This window comes from Pelomonas caseinilytica, assembly GCF_021353235.1.
Classification (GTDB): Bacteria; Pseudomonadota; Gammaproteobacteria; order Burkholderiales; family Burkholderiaceae_C; genus Pelomonas; species Pelomonas caseinilytica.
Window position 1 is genome coordinate 305,488 of sequence record NZ_JAJTWT010000003.1, and the last position, 22,165, is coordinate 327,652.

Annotated in this window: 14 protein-coding genes; 5 read left to right on the forward strand and 9 right to left on the reverse strand. The window is 72.9% G+C overall.

The window, feature by feature from the left end; translation table 11 throughout:
• Window positions 1-50 precede the first annotated feature (50 nt).
• Entirely contained in the window at window positions 51-509 is a 459-nt protein-coding gene (locus tag LXT12_RS08745; RefSeq protein ID WP_233391198.1) for a hypothetical protein, read from the forward strand.
• 19 nt (window positions 510-528) lie between these two features.
• Here LXT12_RS08745 and LXT12_RS08750 read toward each other — a convergent pair whose 3' ends face one another.
• On the reverse strand, window positions 529-1,293 hold the full coding sequence (locus LXT12_RS08750; protein WP_233391200.1) for a type III pantothenate kinase: 765 nt from the start codon (window positions 1,291-1,293) through the stop codon (window positions 529-531).
• A gap of 115 nt (window positions 1,294-1,408) precedes the next feature.
• Here LXT12_RS08750 and LXT12_RS26905 point away from each other — a divergent pair, with 115 nt between their 5' ends.
• Window positions 1,409-2,959: a methyl-accepting chemotaxis protein gene (locus LXT12_RS26905; protein WP_304622759.1), complete on the forward strand. Its 1,551-nt coding sequence runs from the start codon at window positions 1,409-1,411 to the stop codon at window positions 2,957-2,959.
• Window positions 2,960-3,223: 264 nt separating this feature from the next.
• On the opposite strand, the gene cobA is transcribed toward LXT12_RS26905, so the two are convergent.
• From cobA to nirB, 5 genes are read right to left on the reverse strand one after another with little or no spacing between them, the layout of a single operon-like run.
• Complete coding sequence (cobA, locus tag LXT12_RS08765; RefSeq protein ID WP_233391202.1) at window positions 3,224-4,003, reverse strand: uroporphyrinogen-III C-methyltransferase; 780 nt, start codon at window positions 4,001-4,003, stop codon at window positions 3,224-3,226.
• On the reverse strand, window positions 4,000-6,744 hold the full coding sequence (locus tag LXT12_RS08770) for a nitrate reductase (RefSeq protein WP_233391203.1): 2,745 nt from the start codon (window positions 6,742-6,744) through the stop codon (window positions 4,000-4,002). The genes cobA and LXT12_RS08770 overlap by 4 nt, the downstream gene beginning before the upstream one ends.
• A 29-nt stretch (window positions 6,745-6,773) precedes the next feature.
• Window positions 6,774-7,157 carry a nitrite reductase small subunit NirD gene (nirD, locus tag LXT12_RS08775; protein WP_233391792.1) on the reverse strand — a complete coding sequence of 128 codons (384 nt, stop codon included), beginning with the start codon at window positions 7,155-7,157 and terminating at the stop codon, window positions 6,774-6,776.
• A gap of 5 nt (window positions 7,158-7,162) precedes the next feature.
• Window positions 7,163-7,954 (reverse strand): type IV pili methyl-accepting chemotaxis transducer N-terminal domain-containing protein, encoded by a 792-nt coding sequence (locus LXT12_RS08780; protein WP_233391205.1) that lies wholly within the window; start codon window positions 7,952-7,954, stop codon window positions 7,163-7,165.
• Window positions 7,954-10,404, reverse strand: a complete 2,451-nt coding sequence (gene nirB, locus LXT12_RS08785) for a nitrite reductase large subunit NirB (RefSeq protein ID WP_233391207.1) — start codon at window positions 10,402-10,404, stop codon at window positions 7,954-7,956. The genes LXT12_RS08780 and nirB overlap by 1 nt, the downstream gene beginning before the upstream one ends.
• A 326-nt stretch (window positions 10,405-10,730) precedes the next feature.
• Here nirB and LXT12_RS08790 point away from each other — a divergent pair, with 326 nt between their 5' ends.
• Entirely contained in the window at window positions 10,731-12,476 is a 1,746-nt protein-coding gene (locus LXT12_RS08790; RefSeq protein WP_233391208.1) for a bifunctional protein-serine/threonine kinase/phosphatase, read from the forward strand.
• Window positions 12,477-12,654: 178 nt separating this feature from the next.
• On the opposite strand, the gene LXT12_RS08795 is transcribed toward LXT12_RS08790, so the two are convergent.
• The gene (locus LXT12_RS08795) at window positions 12,655-13,932 is read right to left on the reverse strand and encodes an MFS transporter (protein ID WP_233391209.1); all 1,278 of its coding nucleotides are present in this window, start codon (window positions 13,930-13,932) and stop codon (window positions 12,655-12,657) included.
• A gap of 194 nt (window positions 13,933-14,126) precedes the next feature.
• Between LXT12_RS08795 and LXT12_RS08800 the strand changes: the two genes are divergently transcribed.
• A complete protein-coding gene (locus LXT12_RS08800; protein ID WP_233391212.1) occupies window positions 14,127-15,383 on the forward strand; it encodes an ANTAR domain-containing response regulator in 1,257 nt (418 codons plus the stop codon).
• A 724-nt stretch (window positions 15,384-16,107) separates the two neighbouring features.
• Here LXT12_RS08800 and LXT12_RS08805 read toward each other — a convergent pair.
• Window positions 16,108-18,972 carry a serine/threonine-protein kinase gene (locus LXT12_RS08805; protein WP_233391214.1) on the reverse strand — a complete coding sequence of 955 codons (2,865 nt, stop codon included), beginning with the start codon at window positions 18,970-18,972 and terminating at the stop codon, window positions 16,108-16,110.
• 186 nt (window positions 18,973-19,158) lie between these two features.
• Entirely contained in the window at window positions 19,159-19,698 is a 540-nt protein-coding gene (locus LXT12_RS08810; RefSeq protein ID WP_233391215.1) for an ECF-type sigma factor, read from the reverse strand.
• A gap of 65 nt (window positions 19,699-19,763) precedes the next feature.
• On the opposite strand from LXT12_RS08810, the gene LXT12_RS08815 reads away from it, so the two are divergent.
• A complete protein-coding gene (locus tag LXT12_RS08815) occupies window positions 19,764-22,154 on the forward strand; it encodes a PAS domain S-box protein (RefSeq protein ID WP_233391216.1) in 2,391 nt (796 codons plus the stop codon).
• Window positions 22,155-22,165: the final 11 nt, after the last annotated feature.

Here is a 22,165-nt window from a genome sequence, read left to right on the forward strand (position 1 = left end):
GACGAAGCGTTACGTCCCGTAGCGTTTTCAAGCAAAGCTCAGGAGGCTCCATGGAAGTTCGATATTGCTGGCTCAAGGCCGTCGCCGTGAACCGTGGACTGGATGAACGCGCCTTCGCGCTCTGGCCGGCCGACGGCGGCCTCACGGCGATGGCCGCCCCGCCTGCGCCGACCGTGGCTCCGGCGACGTCCCACGCGGCGGACGACGTCGGCGTCCTGTCCAACTGCCCCAAGTGCCCGGCACCGCCCAATGGCTTCGGCGAGGCCTTCAGCGGCATCACGCCACCGCCGCTGCCCGCGGTGCTGGCCAGCGGAGCCGTGGTCGCGCAGGGTTGGCAGGTGGAAGGTCCCAGCCAGCCGGCGCAGGACGGGCTGTCGCCCGAGTTGGTCTTCGCCTGCCGGCCGGTGGCGGGCAACCGGCAGGATGCGCTGGACTGGCTGAGCAGCCCCGAAGGCGAGGCCTGGAGCTGCGGCGCCAGGGGCGTGGTACTGCTGTCCTGCTTCAGCTGACAGCGGCGCGCGCTGCGGCTCAGGCCCGCGCCGCGTCGATCGCCAGCAGCCCGTCGAAGATCAGCCCTTCGACGAGCTCGTGCGGCACGTCCAGCGCGGGGGCGACCTTCCAGCCGGCGCCGCCCGTCATCAGCAGCAGCGGAGCGCGGCCCTCGCGGGCCTGCAGCAGGCGCGCCATGCGCTCGATGGCGCCGGTGATGGCGAAGGTGCCGCCGGTGGTCAGCGCGTCGCTGGTGTTGGTGGGGAAGTCGCGCACCTCGCCGGTGGGCACGCGCAGGCCGGCGGTGCCGCCCTCCAGCGCGCGCAGCATGATGCCGTGGCCCGGCAGGATGAGGCCGCCGAGGAACTGGCCGTCGCTGGACAGCGCGTCCACCGTGACGGCGGTGCCCACCATCACCGTCAGCACCGGCCCCACGAAGCCGCGTCGGCGTGCGTGGGCATGGGCCCCGATGACGGCCACCCAGCGGTCGGCGCCCAGCCGCGTCGGGTGGTCGTAGCCGTTGCGCACGCCGGCCGTCTCGGGCGAGGGCACGACCCAGCGGGGCACCAGGTCCCAGTGCTCCATCTGCTCTTCGACGCGCCGGCGCACGGCGTCGCCGGCGACGTTGCTGCCCAGCATGCGCGTCGGCGGCTCCAGGTTTTGCCAGTCCTCGTCGGCCAGGCGGTCGATGTTTTCCAGGAACACCGCGCCGTGCCGCAGCGGCGCGCTGCCCGGCGTGGCGCCGTCGGGATAGACGGCCCACTTCAGCCGGGTGTTGCCGATGTCGATGGCCAGGAAGCTCATGGGGCGCCGGGGCGTGAACGATGCCGCGAGCCTACCAGCAGCCCCTCGGCGTTTGCCTGGGGGTTTCTGCTTCAATCGGCGATCACCCCCCGCCCTGCACCCACAGGAGAACCCCATGCTGCGTCGTCTGCGCATCCAAGCCCGTCTCTGGCTGGCCTTCGGTCTCATCCTCGGCATGACGGCTCTGCTGGTGGCCGTGGGCGGCTTCGGCCTGGACGTGTCGCAAAAGGCCATCCAGGGCATTACCCAGAAGCTCATCCCGGCCTCCAACATCACCGTCGCGGCCCGCAGCCACCTGCTGCAGAGCAAGGCGGCCACCTCCACCCTCGTGGCGTCCATCTTCAACAAGGACGGCATGGCGCGGGCCCGCAAGGAGTGGGACACCGCCCAGGCGGGCCTGGACAAGGCCATGGACGACTTCGGCGCCATCACCAGCGACGACAAGGGCCGCGAGGCCCTGGCCAAGTTCCGCGGCCTGATGGCCGACTACCGCAAGGCCGTCAAGCCGGTGGCCGACAAGATCGCCGCCGATGGCTTCGCCGACGCCCAGGCCGCCTTCGAGGACATGAAGTCCGCCGACGCCGCCTACGACCCGGCCCTGGCCATGCTCACCAACATCGAGGGCGACCTGAGGAAGCGCGGCGACGAGGTCTTCGCCAAGGTGGACAGCCTCGTCAGCCGCGTCTTCGTCGGCTTCCTCGTTGCCTTCGTCGTCTGCGTTGCCATCGGCAGCGCGCTGGCGGTGCGGATCTCGCGCTCCATCATCGGCCCGCTGACGGAGGCCAAGCGCTTTGCCGAGCGCATGGCCGATGGCGACCTGTCGCGCGCGCCCGAGGTGCGCGGCAGCGACGAATCGGCCGAGATGATGCAGGCCCTGGCGGCCATGCAGCGCTCGTTGTCGGGCATCGTCGGGCAGGTGCGCGAGTCGGCCGAGAGCATCCAGGTCGCCTCCAGCGAGGTCGCCAGCGGCAACATGGACCTGTCCCAGCGCACCGAGCAGACGGCGTCCAACCTGCAGCAGGCCGCGAGCGCCGTGGCCGAGCTGACCGGCACCGTCCACCAGAGCGCCGACGCGGCCATGACGGCCAAGCAGCTCGCCGGCACCGCCGCCGAGACAGCCGGCCGCGGCGGCGAGGTGGTGTCGCGCGTGGTGAGCACCATGGGCGAGATCAATGGCGCCAGCCGCAAGATCGCCGACATCATCGGCGTCATCGACGGCATCGCCTTCCAGACCAATATCCTGGCGCTGAACGCCGCCGTCGAGGCCGCGCGGGCCGGCGAGCAGGGCCGCGGCTTCGCCGTCGTGGCCGGCGAGGTGCGCTCGCTCGCGCAGCGCAGCGCCGAGGCGGCGCGCGAGATCAAGGCCCTCATCAACGCCAGCGTCGAACGGGTCGAGGCCGGCACCGGCCTCGTCAACGATGCCGGCGCGACCATGACCGACATCGTCGGCTCGGTGCAGCGGGTGGCGGACATCATCGGCGAGATCAGCGCCGCGGCCGCGGAGCAGAGCCAGGGCATCGCCCAGGTCAATGGCACCGTGACGGAGCTGGACCAGATGACCCAGCAGAACGCTGCGCTGGTGGAGGAGTCCGCGGCGGCGGCTCAGTCGCTCAAGGAGCAGGCGGTGCGCCTGGCGGGGCTGGTGAGCAGCTTCAAGCTCAGTTGAGGCTCATCGCGGGCGCTCCATGCGCCGCGGCGGGACGAGGGTGGACAGGCCCGGCGCGGACGACATCGGCGCGGGCGATTCGAGACCGGGGGCCTGGGCGGTGCCGGCCCGGAGGGCGGCGGCAGGCGGAGGCAACTTCATTGCAGGCTTCCTTGTGGATGGGGCCGGCAGTGTGCGTCGCGGCGCGCGGCGGCGCCATCCTCGGGTGGGGGATGAGGCGATGTCCGGTTTTGCGCAGGCGTCCCGCGCGAGGGACGGTGCGCTTCAGCCGGCCATCACTTCCCTGCCGTCACCCATAACTTCGGGCCATTGCTGCAGCGCCGCGGCGTGGGCGGCCACCTCGCCGACGACCAGCAGGGCGGGGCTCGCCAGGCCCTCGCGGGCGATGCAGTCGGGCAGGCCGGCCAGCGTCGTCACCGCGTGGCGCTGCCGGGTCGTGTGAGCGGCGCTGACGACGGCGGCGGGCAGCTCGGCCCGCAGGCCGGCGGCGAGCAGTCTGGCGGTGATGTCGGCGGCGCGGGCCACGCCCATGTAGATCACGAGGGTCAGGCCGGTGCGCGCCAGGGCCGCCCAGTCCGGCTCGGCGCGGCCTTCGCCGGGATGGCCGGTGACGAGGATGACGCCGGGCGAGGCGCGGCGGTCCGTCACCGGGATGCCCACCGCTGCCGGGCCGGCGATGCCGCTCGTCAGGCCGCTGACGACCTCGACCTCCAGCCCCGCCTCGCGCAGCGCGTCGACCTCCTCGCCGCCGCGGCCGAAGACGAAGGGGTCGCCGCCCTTGAGCCGCACCACGCGATGGCCGGCGCGGGCCTCGCGGATCATCAGTTCGTGGATGAAGCGCTGGTCCGTGCTGATGCAGCCGCCGCGCTTGCCGACGCGCAGCAGCCGCCCCTTGACGAGGGCGAGCACGCGCGGGTCGACGAGGTCGTCGGCCAGCACGACATCGGCGGCCTCGATGCGCCGGAGCGCGCGCACGGTCAGCAGTTCGGGGTCGCCGGGGCCGGCGCCGACGAGGGAGACGACGGGAGCGTGGTTGGCGGTCATGCGGGCACCTCTTCGGGCGTGGTGGCGACCAGGCGGCGCAGCGCGGGCAGGCAGGAGCCGCACTGCGTGCCGCAGCGCTTCTCGGCCTGCAGCTGCGACAGGCGCTCGGCCGGGCTGCCGCCGCAGCGTTGCAGCGTCAGGCGGATGACGTCCTCGCGGACGTCGAAGCAGTTGCAGACCTGGGGGCTGGAGGCCGCCAGGTGGGTGGGCGGCGCACCGGGGGACAGCAGCCAGCGGCCGACGCTGGCCGCGGCGGCGCGGCGGCGCCACAGCTCGACCAGCCAGGCGCCCTCGTCGTGCTGGCCCACGCGCAGCAGCGCCCGCAGCGGCGCGGCTTGCAGGTCGTCGCCGTCGAGCTGCAGCAGGCGCAGCCGGCCGCGCTGGGCGTCGGCATAACGCAGCACTTCGGTGCCGGCCAGACCGAGCACGGCCGCGAGTTCCTCGACCAGCCCGGGCGCGGGCGCCTCGGCGCAGGCCGCCTCGAAGGCCCAGCCGACGAGGCCGCCCGCCGCCGCCGGCTCGGGCAGGCATTGCGCGTAGCCGAAGCGGGGCATCAGCGCGCGCAGCCGCTCGCGCAGGGCGGCGCCGGCCTCGGGCGCGACCCAGGCGCAGGCGCTCAGCCGCCAGGGCAGGGCGGCCGGCTCGATGGCCACCGCGCTGAACTTGAGCTCCGGTTGCCGCGAGTCGGGGCAGAAGGCGCCCTGGGTCAGCGCATTGACGCCGGCCTGGGCGCCGATGAACTCCTCGCCCCAGTGCATGGCGATGTCGGCCCCGCCGGGCGGCACGTTGCCGTCCAGGCGCAGCGGCAGCACCAGCTCGCCGCGGCGCGAGCGCACGTGCACGAGTTCGCCCTCGGCGAGGCGGCGGCGGGCGGCGTCCCCGGGGTGCACGCGCACGACCGGCTGGCCCTCGTGGGCGAACAGCCCGGGCACGCTGCCGCTGCGGCTCATGCCGTGCCACTGGTCGCGCAGGCGGCCGGTGGTCAGCGCGAAAGGCCGCTGGGCGCTGGCCGCCTCGGCGGTCGCCTGGTAGGGCTTGGCGGTGAAGCGGGCACGGCCGTCGGCGTGGGCGAAGCGGCCGTCGGTGTACAGGCGCGGCGTCGGGCCCTTGACGTAGGGCCACTGCTGCGGCCCTTCGGTGTCGAGGGTGGCCCAGTCCAGGCCGGTGATGTCGAGGTCGCGCCCGCGCGTGGCCTCGCGGTGCTCGAGCCAGAGCTCTTCGGCGCCTTGGGCGGCCAGGCGCGGCGCGCGGCCCAGGCCGGCGTCGATGAGGGCGGCGATGTCGCGTGCGATGCGCCAGTCCGCCCGGGCCTGGCCGGGCGCCGGCACGGCGGGGCGCACGCGGCTGATGCGGCGCTCGCTGTTGGTGACGGTGCCTTCCTTCTCGCCCCAGGTGGCGGCGGGCAGCAGGTAGTCGGCGTAGCGCGCCGTGGCCGTGTGGGCGAAGGCCTCCTGCACGATGACCAGCTCGCAGCGCTGCAGGGCCTGGCGCACCAGGGCCTGGTCGGGCATGGACTGGGCCGGGTTGGTGCAGGCGATCCACAGCGCCTTGATCTCGCCGCGGGCGGCGGCCTCGAACATCTCGACGGCGGTGTGGCCCGGCCGGCCCGGAAGATCGGCCACGCCCCAGAGCCGGCCGATGTCCGCCCAGTCCTGCGCCTTGGACGGGTCGCGGTGGCCGGGCAGCAGGGTGGCCATGCCGCCGCTCTCGCGGCCGCCCATGGCATTGGGTTGGCCCGTCAGCGAGAAGGGCCCGGCGCCCGGCCGGCCGATCTGGCCGGTGGCCAGGTGCAGGTTGATCAGGGCGGTGTTCTTGGCCGTGCCGGCGCTGCTCTGGTTCAGGCCCTGGCAGTAGAGGCTGAGCGAAGCCGGCGCGGTCGAGAACCATTCGGCGGCCTGCCAGAGGTCGGCTTCCTCGATGCCGCAGACCTGGGCGGCGCGGGCCGGCGTCCATTCGCGCACCAGGGCCTTGAGGGCCTCGAAGCCCTGGGTGGAGGAGGCGATGAAGTCGCCCGCCGTCCAGCCCTGCCAGATGGCGGCATGCAGCAGGCCGTGGCACAGGGCCACGTCGGTGCCGGGGCGGATCTGCAGGTGCAGGTCGGCCAGCTCGGCCGTCTCGGTGCGGCGCGGGTCCACGACGATGAGCCGGTGGCCGGGGCGGCCGGCGCGCGCCGCCTCGAGGCGGCGGAACAGGATGGGGTGGGCCCAGGCCGGATTGGCGCCGCTGACGAGCACGCAGTCGGCCAGCTCGACGTCCTCGTAGCTGCAGGGGGGCGCGTCGGCGCCGAGGGCCTGCTTGTAGCCGACCACGGCCGAGCTCATGCACAGCCGCGAGTTGGAGTCGATGTGGGGTGTGCCGATGACGGCGCGGGCCAGCTTGTTGAAGGCGTGGTAGTCCTCGGTCAGCAGCTGGCCGGAGATGTAGACACCGATCGCCTCGGGGCCATGGGCGGCGCGGATGGCCAGCAGCCGCTCGGCGATCTCGCGGTTGGCCTGGTCCCAGCCGATGGCCGCAGCCGCCTCGCCGCGGACCGAGCGCTTCATGGGCTCGCGCAGGCGCTGGTGCTGGATCACCACGGGCGTGGCGGTCAGGTGCAGCTTGCTGCCCTTGGTGCACAGGCGGCCGAAGTTGGCGGGATGCTCCGGGTCGCCCCGCACGCCGGTGATCTGCACGCCGTCATGCTCGATGACGACGCCACAGCCGACGCCGCAGTAGGGGCAGGTGGATCTTGTCTCTTCCATGTCGTTCTTTTCGAGGGCTTGGTGGCCCGTCAGGCGATGGCGGCCGGCCGCGCGGGGCCGGCCATGGGCGCGGCCAGGTCCAGTGCCAGCGTGTCCAGCTCGGTGCGGGAGAGGAAGACCTCGCCGCCGTCCACCTTCACCTGAAAAGCCGTCGCGCAGCCCTCGTCCGGCGCCTTGACCTGGCCGTCGGCCAGTCCGATGGTCCAGTTGTGCAGCGGACAGGCCACGCTGCGGCCGAAGACGATGCCCTGGCTCAGCGGGCCGCCCTTGTGGGGGCAGCGGTCCAGCAGCGCGAAGACCTCGTCCGCGGCATTGCGGAACACCGCCACGTCCAGGCCCTGCGGGCGGCTCACCCGGCGCGAGCCGAGCACGGGAATGTCCTGCAGCGCGCAGACACGGGTCCAGTCGTCCATCGTCGTCATCCCAGTTGACGGGCGAACTGCCCGGTCACGGTTTCCATCACGGTCAGCAGGTTCTCGCTGGCCACGAACACGTCGTCCGCCGCCTGCGGGCCCTGGCTCTCGCCGGTGAGGGCCGACTGCAGGAAGACCCATTGGTTGCGGGCCAGCTCCAGGTTGGCGCGGATGGCCGGCGTGGCCTCGGCCGACGCGGCGAGGGCTTGGAGCGCGGCTTCAAATTCGAAGCGCGCGCGCGCCGTCTCCTGGCGCACGAGCTCGGGCCGTGCGCCCTGCTGGCCGGCCAGGTAGTACAGCGCCAGGCGCTGCGACAGCATGCGCTGACGGCCCGACAGGTTGACCAGCCGGGCCGAGTTCTCGCGCGAGCGTTCCTGCAACTGGCCGGTGGCGATCTGGGCGATGTTGAGCATCTCGCCCGAGCACTGCAGCAGCTCGTCGACGCGCTCGCGGCAGGGCGCGCACTGCAGCAGGGCGCGGTAGTCGCCGAAGCGGTGCTTGAGCGCCCGGTAGCTGCCGGCGATGGCGGGCGTGGGCGCATAGGCCAGCAGCTCGCCGAGCTGGCGTTCGAAGCGGGCCTCGCTGTCTCTGAGCACATGGCGGGCGCGGCCGGCCAGCTCGGGGCGCAGCTGGCCCAGCCAGGCCTTGCCCATGCGCTGGCTCAGCATGCGCTGGGCGCCGGCCATGTCGATGGCCTCGCCCAGGCCTTCGATGCGGCCGTTCTGGGCGCGGGCGGGCAGGCAGGCACCGGCCAGGGATGCGATGCCGGCGAAGAGGAGGGTGCGTCGGCTCTGCATCACGCCTCCAGCTTCTCGAACTGGCGCAGGTCCACGCGGGCCTGGCCGAACTCGAACCAGGGGTCGGGCTCGCCGTCGAGGGCGAACTGCAGCTGGGCCCACAGCGCCTGGCGCTGGGCCGCGTCGTCGAGGATCTTCTTCCTGACGTGGTCCAGCCCCACGCGGGCGACGTAGTGCACCGTGCGCTCCAGGTACCAGCCCTCGAGCCGGTAGAGCTGCAGGAAGGCGCCGGCGTGCTCCAGCACCTCCTCGGGCGTCTTCACCTTGCAGAAGAACTCCGCCACCTCGGTCTTGATGCCGCCGTTGCCGGCGACGTAGATCTCCCAGCCCGAGTCGACGCCGATGACGCCCACGTCCTTGATGCCCGCCTCCGCGCAATTGCGCGGGCAGCCCGACACGGCGATCTTGACCTTGTGTGGCGCGTACATGCGCCACAGCGCGCGCTCCAGGTCCTTGCCCATCTCGGTGCTGTCCTGGGTGCCGAAGCGGCACCATTCGCTGCCCACGCAGGTCTTCACCGTGCGCAGGGCCTTGGCATAGGCATGGCCCGAGGGCATGCCGATGTCGCGCCAGACGTGGACGAGGTCCTCCTTCTTCACGCCCAGCAGGTCGATGCGCTGGCCGCCGGTGACCTTGACCGTTGGGATCTTGTACTTGTCCACCACGTCGGCGATGCGGCGCAGCTCGGCGGCCGAGGTCTCGCCGCCCCACATGCGCGGCACGACGGAGTAGTGGCCGTCCTTCTGGATGTTGGCGTGGCTGCGCTCGTTGATGAAGCGGCTCTGCGGGTCGTCGACGGCCTCCTTGGGCCAGGTCGAGATGAGGTAGTAGTTGAGGGCCGGCCGGCAGGTGGCGCAGCCGTCGGGCGTGCGCCAGTCCAGGGCCTTGAAGGTGTCGGCCAGGGTCGTCAGGTGGCCGTCGCGGATGGCGTCGCGCACGTCCTGGTGGCTGGCGTCGGTGCAGGCGCAGATGGCCTTCTTGCGCGGAGCGGCGGAGTAGTCGCCGCCGGCCGTCGCCATCAGCAGCTGCTCGACCAGGCCGGTGCAGCTGCCGCAGCTGGCGCTGGCCTTGGTGTGCTTGCGCACCTCGTCGAGGGTGAACAGGCCCTTGTCGCGGATGGCCTTGCAGATGGTGCCCTTGGTGACGCCGTTGCAGCCGCAGACCTCGTCGGCATCGGCCATCGCCGCGGCGCGGTTGACGCCCTGGTGGCCCACGTCGCCGATGTTGGCGCCGGCCTCGCCGAACATGAGCTTGTCGCGGATGTCGGCGATGCGGCGGCCCTCGCGCAGCAGCTTGAAGTACCAGCCACCGTCCACCGTGTCACCGTACAGGCAGGCGCCCACCAGGCGGTCGTCCTGGATGACGAGCTTCTTGTAGACGCCGGCGAAGGGGTCGCTCATGACGATCTCCTCCGTGCCCGCGCCGCCGCTGAAGTTGCCGGCGCTGAAGAGATCGATGCCCGTCACCTTGAGCTTGGTGCTGACCTGCGAGCCGGTGTAGCGGCCGATGCCGAACTGGGCCAGGTGGGTGGCGCAGACCTTGCCCTGCTCGAACAGCGGCGCGACCAGGCCGTAGGCGATGCCGCGGTGCGCGGCGCATTCGCCGACGGAATAGACGCGCGGGTCGGTCACCGTCTGCATGGTGTCGGTGACGACGATGCCGCGGCTGCAATGCAGGCCGGCGCTTTCCGCGAGCGCCGTGTTCGGGCGGATGCCCGCGGCCATGACGACGAGTTCCGCCGGCAGCTCCAGCGTCCGGCCGTCCTTGTCCTTGAGCTGGATGGCCCGGACCCGCCCGGCCTCGTCGCCGAGCAGGGCCTGCGTCTGTGCGCCCAGCCTGAAGTCCAGGCCGCGGTCCACCAGGGACCTGCGCAGCAGGTCGCCCGCGACGGTGTCGAGCTGGCGCTCCATCAGCGTGTCGACGAGGTGCACCACGGTCACCTGCATGCCGCGCCGCATCAGTCCGTTGGCCGCCTCCAGCCCCAGAAGGCCGCCGCCGATGACGACGGCGTGGCGGTACTTGGCCGCGGCGTCGATCATGGCCTGGGTATCGGCGATGTCGCGGTAGGCGATGACGCCGTCCAGCTCCTTGCCCGGCACCGGCAGGATGAAGGGGCTGGAGCCGGTGGCGATGAGCAGGCGGTCGTAGTCGGCGGTCGTGCCGTCCTCGGCCACGACGCGGCGGCGCACGCGGTCGATCTGCGTCACCTTGCGGCCGAGGTGCAGGGTGATGCCGTGCTCCGCGTACCAGGACAGCGGGTTGAGGATGATCTCGTCGAGGGTCTGCTCGCCGGCCAGCACCGGCGAGAGCAGGATGCGGTTGTAGTTGGGATGCGGCTCGGCGCCGAAGACGGTGATGTCGTAGAGATCGGGCGCGATCTTGATCAGCTCCTCCAGCGTGCGCACGCCGGCCATGCCGTTGCCCACCATCACGAGCTTCATCTTCCTCATGCCACACCCCGTACTACAAGCTGGTCTGCCCTTTGCTTTGCAAGGCATGTGCCAGCGATGAAGCTGGCCTCCAGATCGGCCGCAGCGTGCAAGCACGACCCGCGGCGCCCCACGCCGAAGCGCTCAGCAGCCCGGTGCGGGTGCACTCATCCCTGAATTGCACCAAGAACGAGCGCCGGCCTGTCCGGGGGGCGCTCTCAAAATGCAACCACAGAGGCACAGAGGCACAGAGTTATGGAGCCAAGGGAGGACTGTCTTCCTCCGTGTCTCCGTGTCTCCGTGCCTCTGTGGTTGCATTTCTGGATCCCTTGCCCACGACCTCGCCCATGCGCTTCGAACTCGACACCGGCCTGTCCAGCCTGCAGGGCAAGCGTCCCCGCAACGAGGACTTCGCCGGCGTGCAGGCGCCTGCGCCGCACGAGGCCGAACGCGGATGGGTGGCTGCGCTGGCCGACGGCGTGAGCGGCAGCGGCCAGGGCGATGGCCTGATGGCGGCCCAGACCTCGGTGATGAGCCTGCTGCGCGACTTCCACGCCGTGCCGCTCGACTGGGACGCCAGCGTGGCGCTGGACCGCCTGCTCGGCCACCAGAACGCGTGGCTGGCGGCGCACAACCGCCGCCCCGGCGCCGACGGCAGCCCGCGCGAAGCGCTGACGACACTGACCGCCGTGGCCCTGAGGGGCCGCCGCTACGCCCTGGCCCACGTGGGCGACAGCCGCGCCTGGCTGCTGCGCGACGGCGAATGCCTGCTGCTCACCCAGGACCACCGCCTGGAGCGGCGCGATTTCGCCGGCCTCACCCGCGCCCTCGGGCTGGACGACGCCTTGCGCCTGGATCACGCCCAGGGCGAACTGCGCGTCGGCGACCGCCTGCTGCTGACCAGCGACGGCGTGCACGGCGCCCTGCGCCCGCGCGAGATCGCCGATCTGCTGCGCGCCACGCTCGGGGCCCAGGCGGCGGCCGACGCACTGACCGCCGCCGCGCTGGCTGCGGGCAGCCACGACAACGCGACGGCCCTCGTGCTCGACGTCAAGGATCTCGCCGGTCCCGGCCTGGGCGACCTGGCCGCCCTCGGCCGCGACCTGCCCACGCCCGGGGCGCTCGGCGTGGGCGCGGTGCTGGACGGCTATCAGGTGACCGCCCTCGTCGCCGACCACGGCGCCCATCGCCTGCTCCAGGCCCGCGAGCTGGCCACGGGCCGCCTCGTGGCACTGAAGATGCTGCGTGCCGGCCGCGCCGGCGACCCCGAGGAGCGCGCCATGCTGGCGCACGAGATCTGGCTCGGCCTGCGCCTGGCCGAGGCTCCGCGCAGCCGGCGCGGCAGCGACGGCGCCAGCGGCTTCGTGCGCGTGCATCCGCCGGCCGAGGGTGCGACCCACTTCTATGCCGTCTTCGACTGGCATGGCGGCCAGACGCTGGAACAGCTCCTGGCCCGCGGCCCCCTCGACGCGGCCCAGGCCATGGCGCTGGGCCAGTCCGTGGCGCGGTCGCTGGGCCTGCTGCACGCGGCCGGTGTCGTCCACCGCGACATCAAGCCGGCCAACCTCCACCTCGGCGACGATGGCCAGTGGCGGGTGCTGGATTTCGGCGTCGCGCTGAGCCGGCGATCGCCTGCCGCAGCGCGCGAACTGCACGCCGGCACGCCCAGCTACATCAACCCCGAGCAGTGGCAGGACCCGCCCGCGCTGCCCGATGCCGGCTCCGACCTCTTCGCCCTCGGCGTGACGCTCTACCAGGCGCTGACCGGGCGCCTGCCCTATGGCGAGATCGAACCCTACCAGCTGGCCCGCTACCGCCGGGAGCCGGCTTCGGTCAGCCGGCTGCAGCCCAGCGTGCCCATGCCGCTGGACCGGGTCGTCATGCGCGCCATCGCCCGGGAGGCGAAGCAGCGCTTCGAGACGGCCGAGGAACTGCTGCTGGCGCTGGAGCGCTGCGCGGCGCGCGACCAGGCCACGCCGGCCCGGCCTGTCCGGGCACAGCGCGAGGTCCTGACGGGCTGGCAGATCGCACTGGCGCTTTCGGTGCTGCTCAACTTGCTGCTGGTCGCCTGGCTGCTCTTCCTGCCGAGGTGACCGAAGCCAGCCGAAACACAGCCACAGAGGCACAGAGACACAGAGAGACCCGATGTCCGCGCAGGCCGGGCATCTCTGTGCCTCTGTGGCCGTGTTCCTGGGCCGATGCGCTCAGGCGCGCCGGTAGTGCACGGGCTCGGTCTCGGCTTGGGGGCGTCGGGCGCGGCCGCCTTTTTGGCTACGGCCGCCCGCGAAGCGGGTTTAACTTGGCTGAAGCCAAGTTAGCCTTCGCCGAAAGGGAGGCATGGCCTCTGGCCCTGCCTCCCTTTTCGGCCCAGGTGCGGGTCCAGCGGATCTGCATCACCCGCATCACGCCCAGCATCAGCACCGCGAGCACCGCGAAGACGACGAAGCCCCAGAGGTAGGTGCCGGCGTACTGCTTGGACAGGCCCATCAGGTTGGGCACCAGGCCGCCGCCAAGGGCGCCGATCTCGCCGATCATCGAACCGGCCACGGCCGTCGCCGCCGGCCAGCGCAGCGGCACCAGTTGGAAGAGGGCGCCGTTGCCTGCGCCCAGGGCCGCGAAGCAGACGATGAGCAGCAGCGTCGTCAGCGCCAGCGAACTGCCCGCCAGCCCGACCGCCGCCAGGCTCACGGCCACGACGACGAGCACGAGGGTCAGCATGTTGACGCCGCCCCAGCGGTCCGACATCCAGCCGCCGGCCACCCGCACCGCCGCGCCCATGAAGGCCGCCAGCATGGTCAGCTGGCCGGCCTGCACCTTGGAGACGCCGAACTGGTCGTGGTAGTAGGTGGGCAGGAAGGTGGTGAGGCCGATGAAGCCGCCGAAGGTCACGCCGTAGATGAGGCTGAAGGCCCAGCCGTCCTTCTCGAACAGGCAGGCCACGTGCTCGCGCAGCGAGGCGTGGGCATCCACGTCCGGCGGCTCCTTGGCGAACAGCACCATCACCACCATGGGCACGAGGATGGCCGCCGCCGCGAAGGCATAGACCGTCTGCCAGCCGAAGGCCTGGGCCAGCGGCGGGGCCACGAGCACCGACACCGCCGTGCCGACGTTGCCCGCGCCCACCAGGCCCATGGCCAGGCCCTTGTACTGCGGCGGGAACCAGCCCGCGCCCAGGCTCAGGGCCACGCCGAAGCTCGCACCGGCGATGCCCAGCAGCACGCCCATCGCGAGCAGGTCGTCGTAGCGTTTCACCATGAAGAAGCCGTAGAGCATGGCCACGGCGATCAGGCTCATCTCGACGAGGGTGGCGTTCTTGCGGCCGATGTACTGCGACAGCACGCCCAGCGGGAAGCGCATCAGCGCGCCGGCCATGATGGGGATGGACAGCATCAGCCCCTTCTGCGCCGGGCTCAGCTGGAAGGATTCGCTGATGAAGGGCGCCAACGCGCCGTTGAGCACCCAGATGCAGCAGGAGAACGCGAAATACAGGAAGGCGGCGAACAGCGTGGGGCTGTGGCCGGCGCGTTTGAAGTTTTGCAGGGCAGACATCGGAGGCTCGCTGGGCTGGCAGCCGCGCGCCCGCGCCGACCCACCGGTCGCGTGCCAGGGCGGCGCGGACTTCGCGGTGGAAGGGCGGCCCGCACCATTGCGGGCCCACGCTCGATACTTGCAAGGCCCGTGCCCGCGCTAACGCGTTGGTTGGCGTGTTTCTTGCGCCGTTTTGGGGCGCGTACCCAATTGCCATGTCCGACACCTCCGTCTCACCCGAGCTTCCCGAGAAGCCAACGCTGTTCTGCTCTCCCGCCGAGCCCCCGCAGGGCGCCGATCTGCGTGCCCTTGGCTGGTCGCTGTGCACCATTCCCGATCTCGCTCAGGCCGCACCCGATTCGGGCCTGGGCCTGCTCTGGTGCCCTGGCCGCACCGCCTTGGCGCAGTGGCTGCACCCCGACCGGGCCTGGGCCTTGCCGGCCGTGCTGCTGTCGCCGGCACCCGAGCCGGCCGAGCGCCAGGCCCTGCTGGCGCGGGGCGCGCTGGCCTGGCTGCCGGCCGACGTCGACGCCGCGCAGCTCGCCGCCACCCTGTCGTGGGTGCTGGACCTGGCTGCCCAACTGCGGGCACGCGACAGCGCCGTGCAGGCCAAGCTGGAAGAGCGCAAGTGGACGGAGCGGGCCAAGGGCCTGCTGATGCAGGCGCGCGGCATCGACGAGGCGGCGGCCTTCGCCCTGCTGCGCAACACGGCCATGCAGACCCAGGCCAAGCTGCCCGACGTGGCCCGCGGTGTCGTGCACACCAGCGAGCTCGGCGAGGCCCTGGAGCGGGCCGGTGCCCAGCGCATGCTGAGCCAGCGCATGGTCAAGCTGCAGGCCCTGCGCCAGTGGCCGCGGCTGACGCCGCCCGAGCGCCGCGAGGCGCAGGCGCTGCTGGACGGCTCGATCGAGCGGGTCAACGCCAACCTGGCGCGGCTGGCCGAGCTCCTGCGCCAGGAGTTCGCGCAGGAGCAGGCAGCGGTTTCCGGCGCCTGGGCTCAGCTCGAGGCGGCGCTTTCCACCCGCCAGCCCGACCTGGCCCGCAGCGACCGCGCGGCCCAGCGCCTGCTGGAGACGAGCGAGGTCCTGGTGGCCCGGTTGTCCGAACGCGCCGGCCAGCGGCCGGTCGGCCTGCTGGCGCAGGTGACGCGGCTGCGGCTGTTGAGCCAGCGCCTGGCCAAGGAGGGCCTGCTCGCCCAGGTGTTGCCCGGGCATGACGTCAGCGGCCTGGCCGCGGGGCTGGACGAATTCATCAAGGCCTACGACGAGGTCCGCGCCGCCCCCCTGGCCGGCCCGGCCCTGCAACCGGCCTTCGCGGCGGTGGACGAGGCCTGGCTGGTGCTGCTGCGCGGGCTGCGGGTGGAGCAGGGGGATGCCGTGCAACGGATGCACCAGGGGAGCGAGCGGTTGCTGCAGGCGCTGGAGGACTTGATCCGGGCGTTGCAGGGGTCGTTGCAGTTGATCTTGGGGTGAGGTTGGGTGCCCGGTGGGCGTGCTTTTGCGTCAAGCTTTTGCGGCTCGGTGCGTTGGTTGTGGGAGGGCTTTTGCTGAGAGCCTTTGCAACTCGGTGCACCGCCGCGGGAATCCGCCCCGCGAGGGCGGGTAACTTTCTTCTGTCGGCGCCAGAAGAAAGTCACCAAAGAAGAGGCGCTCTAAATCCGGCGCCCTGATGCGTTGAACGACGAGAAGCGCCTCGAGGCGACCCGCTGCGCTCTCGCCGCTGTCCCTGTGCCGAGCACCACAAATCGAACCTTCACGCCGGTTAACGCCGGCTGCACGCCGGGCTCACCAATGAAGGCACCACTCGCCACGACGCGCCGCCCGAGCGGCGCTTGGCTTGCTTGGATTTCGACTCGTGAGCACGGCGTGCAGCCGCGCGTTAGGCGGCCATGCGGCGCGATGGATGGCGCCCGGGATAGGGACAGCGGCGAGAGCGAAGCGGGTCGCTTGTAGCCCGGGCTGAGCTTCAAGCGCGCCGGGGTGCTCGCTTTAAGGCGCCTCTTCTTTGGTGACTTTCTTCTGGCGCCGACAGAAGAAAGTTACCCGCCCTCGCGGGGCGGATTCCCGCGGCAGTGCAGAGAGTCGCAAAGGCTCTCAGCAAAAGCGGCCAACAACAGCACCGAGTCGAAAGGCACGGGCAAAAGCCAACACCCTGCTCATCGGCGTCGCCAGCCGCACGCCGCAGCCCCTCAGCCCCTCACCCCCGCCGCCTCGCCAACGCCCCCTCCAACCGCCGCAGCGGCCCCTGCCGGTAGTCGCTGCTCCTCGGCTGCGCCGCGAAGGCGCGGCGTGCCAGTTCGGCCTGTTGTCGTGCGGTGTCCGCGTCGCCGAGGGACAGGGCGCACAGCCCCGTCACGCCGTGCACGCGGGCGAGGTCTGTGTCCAGCGGGTCGTCGCGGGTGCGTGCCGCCAAGGCCAGGCTCTGCTGGAGGTCGGCCAGGCCCTCGGGCGAGGGCTTGAGGGCGCAGCGCGCTTCGCCGCGCAGGGCCAGGGCCACCTGGGCGTCGTAACGGCTGACGCGATCCTCCCCCGGCTTGAGCATCGCGGCAGGCAGCGTCGCCAGCGCCTCGGCCGGACGCCCCGCGTCCAGCAGCACCCGGGCCCGGGCGGCGGTCACCATGTCGGCATAACGGTTCGGGTTGGCGCTGCCCTCGCCGCGCACGGGCGGGAAGGCGGGCGCCCCGTCCAGCAGGGCCAGCGCCTCGGAGGTGCGGCCGGCGGCGGAGAGGTTCAGCGCCGCCGACATGTACTGGAAGGCCGTCACCGGGTTCCGGGCATAGCCGCCGTCGATGCGGGCCTGCAGCGCCATCCGGTAGAAGCGGTCCGCGTCGTCGTGCCGGCCCACGGCCTCGTAGATCTCGCCCAGGGTATGGCCCAGGCGCAGCCGCTCCGGCGGCGTGCGCGCATCGGCTTCCAACGCGCCGCGGCTGCGTTCGATGAGGGGCAGGGCGTCGGCGATGTCGCCCTTGCGGGCCAGCACCGTGGCCTCGTACAGGTCCAGGGGCGCGGTGATCTCGTCGGGCAGGGCCTGGCCCCGCGCCGCCAGGCGTTCGCGGCTGGCGCGGATGGTGGCCAGGGCCTCGTCGGCGCCGATCTGGAAATAGCCGGTGTAGCGGGCCGTCGCCATCCGCGCCGCCACGAGGGCGGAGCGCACGGCATGGGCGCCGCCCAGCCGGTCCAGTGTGGCCAGGGCGGCATCGAGCTGGGCCTGCAGCGCCGGGCCCTGCGATGCGGGCAGCAGGGCCTCGGCGGTGGCCAGGCGCAGGGCGACCAGGTCCAGCGAGTTCGGGCCGGCCGCGGCGAGCGCGGTGGACACGGCCCGCTGCAGCATCGGCAAGGCCTCGTCGCGGCGGTTCTCGGCCAGCAGCAGTCGGCCGCGCAGTGACTGCGTCCAGGCCGCGGGCAGGCTGCCGCTGCGCACCCGGCGCTCCAGGGCCTCCAGGCGCGGGGCCGCCTCGGTGAAGCGGTGGCGGGCGACGAGGCTGCGCAGCAGCAGCAGCTCGGCGTCGATGTCGCTGGGCTGCTGTTCGAGCGCATGCCGGGCGCTGGCCTCGGCACCGTCGGGATCGCGGGCGTCGAGCTGGGCGGAGGCCTGCTGGCGCCAGGCCTTGGCGCGCTCGGCGGCCGAGGCCGGCGCGTCCTGCAGCGCGGCCAGGCGGCGCACGCCGATCTCGGCCGCCAGCCGCGGCGCGCCCATGTCGGCGAGCAACTGGCTGAGGCCGGCGTACATCTCGGCGCGCGCGGCGGGCTCGAAGCGCGGTTCGATGAGGGCGGTGCTGCGGGCCAGCAGGGCGGAGGACGTCTGCCCCGCCGCCGAGGCCGCCGTCTGCAGCTTGAAGACCTCGGCGACGAAGGCCCGGGCGGCCTGCTCTCGCTCGCTGGCCGCGGCAGCCCGCTGGCCCTGGACGACGACGACACCGGCGCCCACGGCCAGCACCAGCAGCACGCCGCCGGCCGCCGCGACGGCGCGACGGTGGCGGCGGCCGGCGGGACCGAGCCGCTGCTGCTCGCGCTCGAGCGCGGCGGCGAAGGCGGCGGCGTCGGGTGGGCGGCGGGCGGGGTCGGGTGAGAGCGCCTGCAGCAGCAGGGCGTCCAGCGGGCCGCGCAGCGCGCGCCGGCGCGCCGGGTCGCTGCAGCGCTCGCTGGGCGGGCGCGGCGGCGTCGCGTCGGCGGCGCCGGCGCGCCCGTGGGGCAGCTCGCCGCACAGCAGCTCGTAGGCCATCACGCCCAGCGAGTAGACGTCGCTGGCCTCGGTGGCCTGGCCGCCGGCCAGTTGCTCGGGGGCCGCGTGGGCCGGCGTCAGGCCGGCCGAAGAGGGCGAGGCCGAAGAGGCCTGCGAAGACGAGGCGGCCGGCGACGCACCGCGCTGGCGCACCGTGGCGATGCCGAAGTCGAGCAGCCGCGGCGTGCCGTCGGCGGCGATGAGGACGTTGCCGGGCTTGAGGTCGCGGTGGATCACGCCCTGGGCGTGGGCATGCGCCACGGCACGGGCCACCTGGGCCAGCAGGCCGAGCTGGGCCGGCAGGTCGAGGTGGCGGGCGTGGACGTTCAGCGGCTGGCCGGCCACGAGTTCCATGGCCAGATAGGGGCGGCCCTGGTCGTCCAGGCCAGCGTCGTAGAGGCGCGCGATGTGGGGGTGCTCCAGCCGCGCCGCGATGCGCAACTCGCCGGCCAGGCGCTCGGCCAGGGTGGGGTCGCCGCGGCGGCTGCGGCGCGGCAGCTTGAGCGCCACTTCGCGCTCGTAGACGCCGTCGGCCCGTTCGGCCCGCCAGACGCTGCCCATGCCGCCGCGGCCGATCTCCTCGATGAGCCGCCAGGGGCCGACGTGGTCGCCGGGCGCGGCCGGCGCCTCCTCGCGCGCCGCCAGCCTGGGCAGCGTGGCGAAGGCGCTGCCGCTGTCGTCGAGGTGCTCGTGGTCGGCCAGCATGCGGGCCAGCTCCTCGCGCCAGCGCGGGTTGTCCACGGCGGCCAGCCAGGCGGCGCGCTGCGGTGCCGGCAGGTCCAGGGCCTCGTCCAGCAGGCGGCTGAGGGCGAGGAGGTCGGCGGGGGTCAGGGAGGACATGCGTTCTCCATGGCGCCTGGCCACATCCGCTGACGATGAAACGTGGGCCGGCGCCGGGCCGCTCCCAAGGCGGCCCGCGGGCGATGTGCTCGCGGCTCCATGCCGCGAGCATCGCCGCTCCCTCGGGGGGCGGACCAGACACGCGCCGCGTTCAGCGCGCGGGGTTGGGCCGGGGGCAGACTCATTTCAGCGCAAGAGGGACAGCAGCATGAGACGGGCCTTGTCCCAGTCGCGGCGCACGGTGCGTTCGGTCAGCCCCAGGGCCGCCCCGATCTCGGCCTCGGTGTAGCCGCCGAAGTAGCGCATCTCCACGACCTGGGCCAGGCGCGGCTCGGCGGCCTGCAGGTCGGCCAGGGCTTCGTGCAGGCGCAGCACGACGTCGTGGCTTTCCGGCGCCTGGCCCTCGATGCGGGTGTCCAGCGTCATGGACTCCGAGCCGGCCCGCCGCAGGGTGTCGACGATGTACTCGCGCATCACCCGGGCCGCGTAGGCGAAGAACTCGCCCCGGCTTTCCGGCCTGAGCCGGTCGCCCCGGGCCAGGCGCAGATAGCTCTCGTGCACGAGCAGCGTCGTGTGCAGCCCGCCGGCGTTGCCGCCGCCGTCGCGCAGGCGGGCCCGCGCCAGCTCCCGGAGAGCCGGGTAGGCGGCGGCGAACAGGGCGTCGCGCGCACCGGGCTCGCCGGCGTTGACGCGGTGGATCAGCGTGTCGACCTCATCCTCTTGCATGCCGGCATCTTGCCGCAAGTCGGCCCCTCGGCGCCCCAGGGAAAACAGGCCCTAAGCTTGCACTCATGGTGACGCCCGACCTGCCCGACGAAGACCGCCGCCTGGCCCGCCTGGCGGCGCTGTCCGTCATGGACACCGCGCCCGAGCCGCTGTTCGACCAACTCGCCGCCCTGGCCGCCCAACTCTGCGGCACGCCGGTGGCCCTGCTCGGCCTGATGGACGACAGGCGCCAGTGGTTCAAGGCGGCCGTCGGCTTCGGCCGCAACGAGACGCCGCGGGCCCTGACCCTGTGCGCGCATACGCTGGTGGCGGACGGCCTCTTCGAGGTCAACGACACACGGCTGGACGAGCGCTTCGCCAGCCATCCCGACGTGCAGGCCGACCCGGCGCTGCGCTTCTACGCCGGCGTGCCCATCCGCCTGGACGATGGCAGCCACCCGGGGACGCTTTGCGTCGTCGACTACCGGCCGCGCGAGTTGAGCGAGATGCAGCGCGAGGCCCTCACCCGGCTGGCCGATGCGGCGGCCGAGGCGCTGATGATGCGCGAGCGGGCACTGGCGCGCACCCACGACACGGCCCAGGCCGAGCAGCCCTTCCGCGTGCTGGCCGAGGCGGCGCCGCTGGGCGTCTTCCGCAGCGACGCGCAGGGGCAGGTCATCTACACCAATCCGGCCTGGCAGCGCATCTACGGCATGAAGGCGAGGGCCGCCCTCGGCGAGGGCTGGATCGCTGCCCTGGCCCCCGAGGACGCCGCCTCGGCGCGGGGGCAATGGTGGCAAGGCGTGGAGCGCCGCGAGCCCTTCGAGATGCGCTACCGGGTGCGCCGCCCCGGCGGCGGCAGCGGGCGGCGCCAGGTCTGGGTGCGCGCCCGGCCCTTGCCGGGGCCCGGCGGCGAGATCGACGGCTTCGTCGGCATCGCCGAGGACGTGACCGACAAGCTCAGCACCGAACGCGAGCTGCGCGAAAGCCAGGCCCTGCTGGACCGCACCGGCCGCGTGGCCGGCGTCGGCGGCTGGAGCCTGGACCTGCACGACCTGCGGCTGGTGTGGAGCGACCAGACCTGCCGCATCCACGACCTCGCGCCCGGCCACCATCCGACGCTCGAAGAAGCCATCAGCTACTACAAGCCCGAAGCCAGGCCCGTCATCGAGGCCGCCGTGCAGCGCGCCATCCGCCACGGCGAGCCCTGGAGCCTGGAGCTGCCCCTGGTCACCGCCTCGGGCCGCGCGGTGTGGGTACTGTCCCAAGGCCAGGTCGACTGGCAGGACGGCGTGCCCGTGCGCCTCGTCGGCGCCTGCCAGGACGTGACGGAGCACCACCGCGCGGCCGTCGAGCTGGAGCACAGCCGCCAGCGGCTGCGGGTGCTGTACGAGTCGACGCCGGCGCTGATGCATTCGGTGGACCCGACCGGGCGGGTGCTGAGCGTGTCCGACCGCTGGCTGGAGCGCCTGGGCTACCGGCGCGAGCAGGTGCTGGGGCGGCCGGTCGACGACTTCCTGACGCCCGAGGCCGCGCAGCAGGTGCGCGACGTGCACCGCCCCGTGCTGTGGCGCGACGGTCATGCGGACGACTGTCCCGTCAGGCTGATCTGCGCTGACGGCCGGCTGCGCGACGCCCTCATCTCGGCCGTGGCCGAATACGACGCCGAAGGCCGGCCGCTGCGCGCGCTGTGCCTGGTGGACGACATCACCGACGAACTGCAGCGCCGCGCCGAGCTGGCGCAGGAGCAGCACATCCGCCGCCAGACCGAACGCCACGTGCAGGAGCTGGATCAACTGCTGCGCGAACGTTCCGAAATGCTGGACGTGCTGGCCCACGAGGTGCGCCAGCCGCTGAACAACGCCAGCGCCGCGCTGCAGAGCGCCGTCGCCAGCCTCGCCGGGCACGGCGAGCAGCAGGCCCAGGACAGGCTGATGCGCGCCCAGGCCGTGCTCGGCCAGGTGCTGGCCGGCGTGGACAACACCCTGGCCGCGGCCAGCCTGCTGGCGGCCGGCGGGCGCATCGCCCGGCTCGACACCGACATCGACACGCTGATCGCCGTGACCATCGCCGACCTGCCGCGCGAGCAGCGCGACCGCGTGGTCGTGCACCGCCATACCGCCACCCGCACGGCGTTGATGGACATGAGCCTGCTGCGCCTGGCCCTGCGCAACCTGCTGTCCAACGCCCTGAAGTACGCGCCCGGCGCCAGCCCCGTCACCCTGCACGTGATGGACTTCGACGAGCCCGCGGCCCTGCAGTTCGAGGTGGCCGACGCCGGGCCGGGCATTCCGCGGGAGCTGCTGCCGCGGCTGTTCACGCGCGGCGCCCGCGGCGGCGTGGGCGCGGAGGCGACGCACGGCCTGGGGCTGTACATCGTGCGCCGTGTCATGGACCTGCACGGCGGCAGCGCGGAGCTGGCGCGCACCGGACCGCTCGGCACCGTGATGCGCTTGACGCTGCCACAGGCGGGATAGCCTTGTTGCGC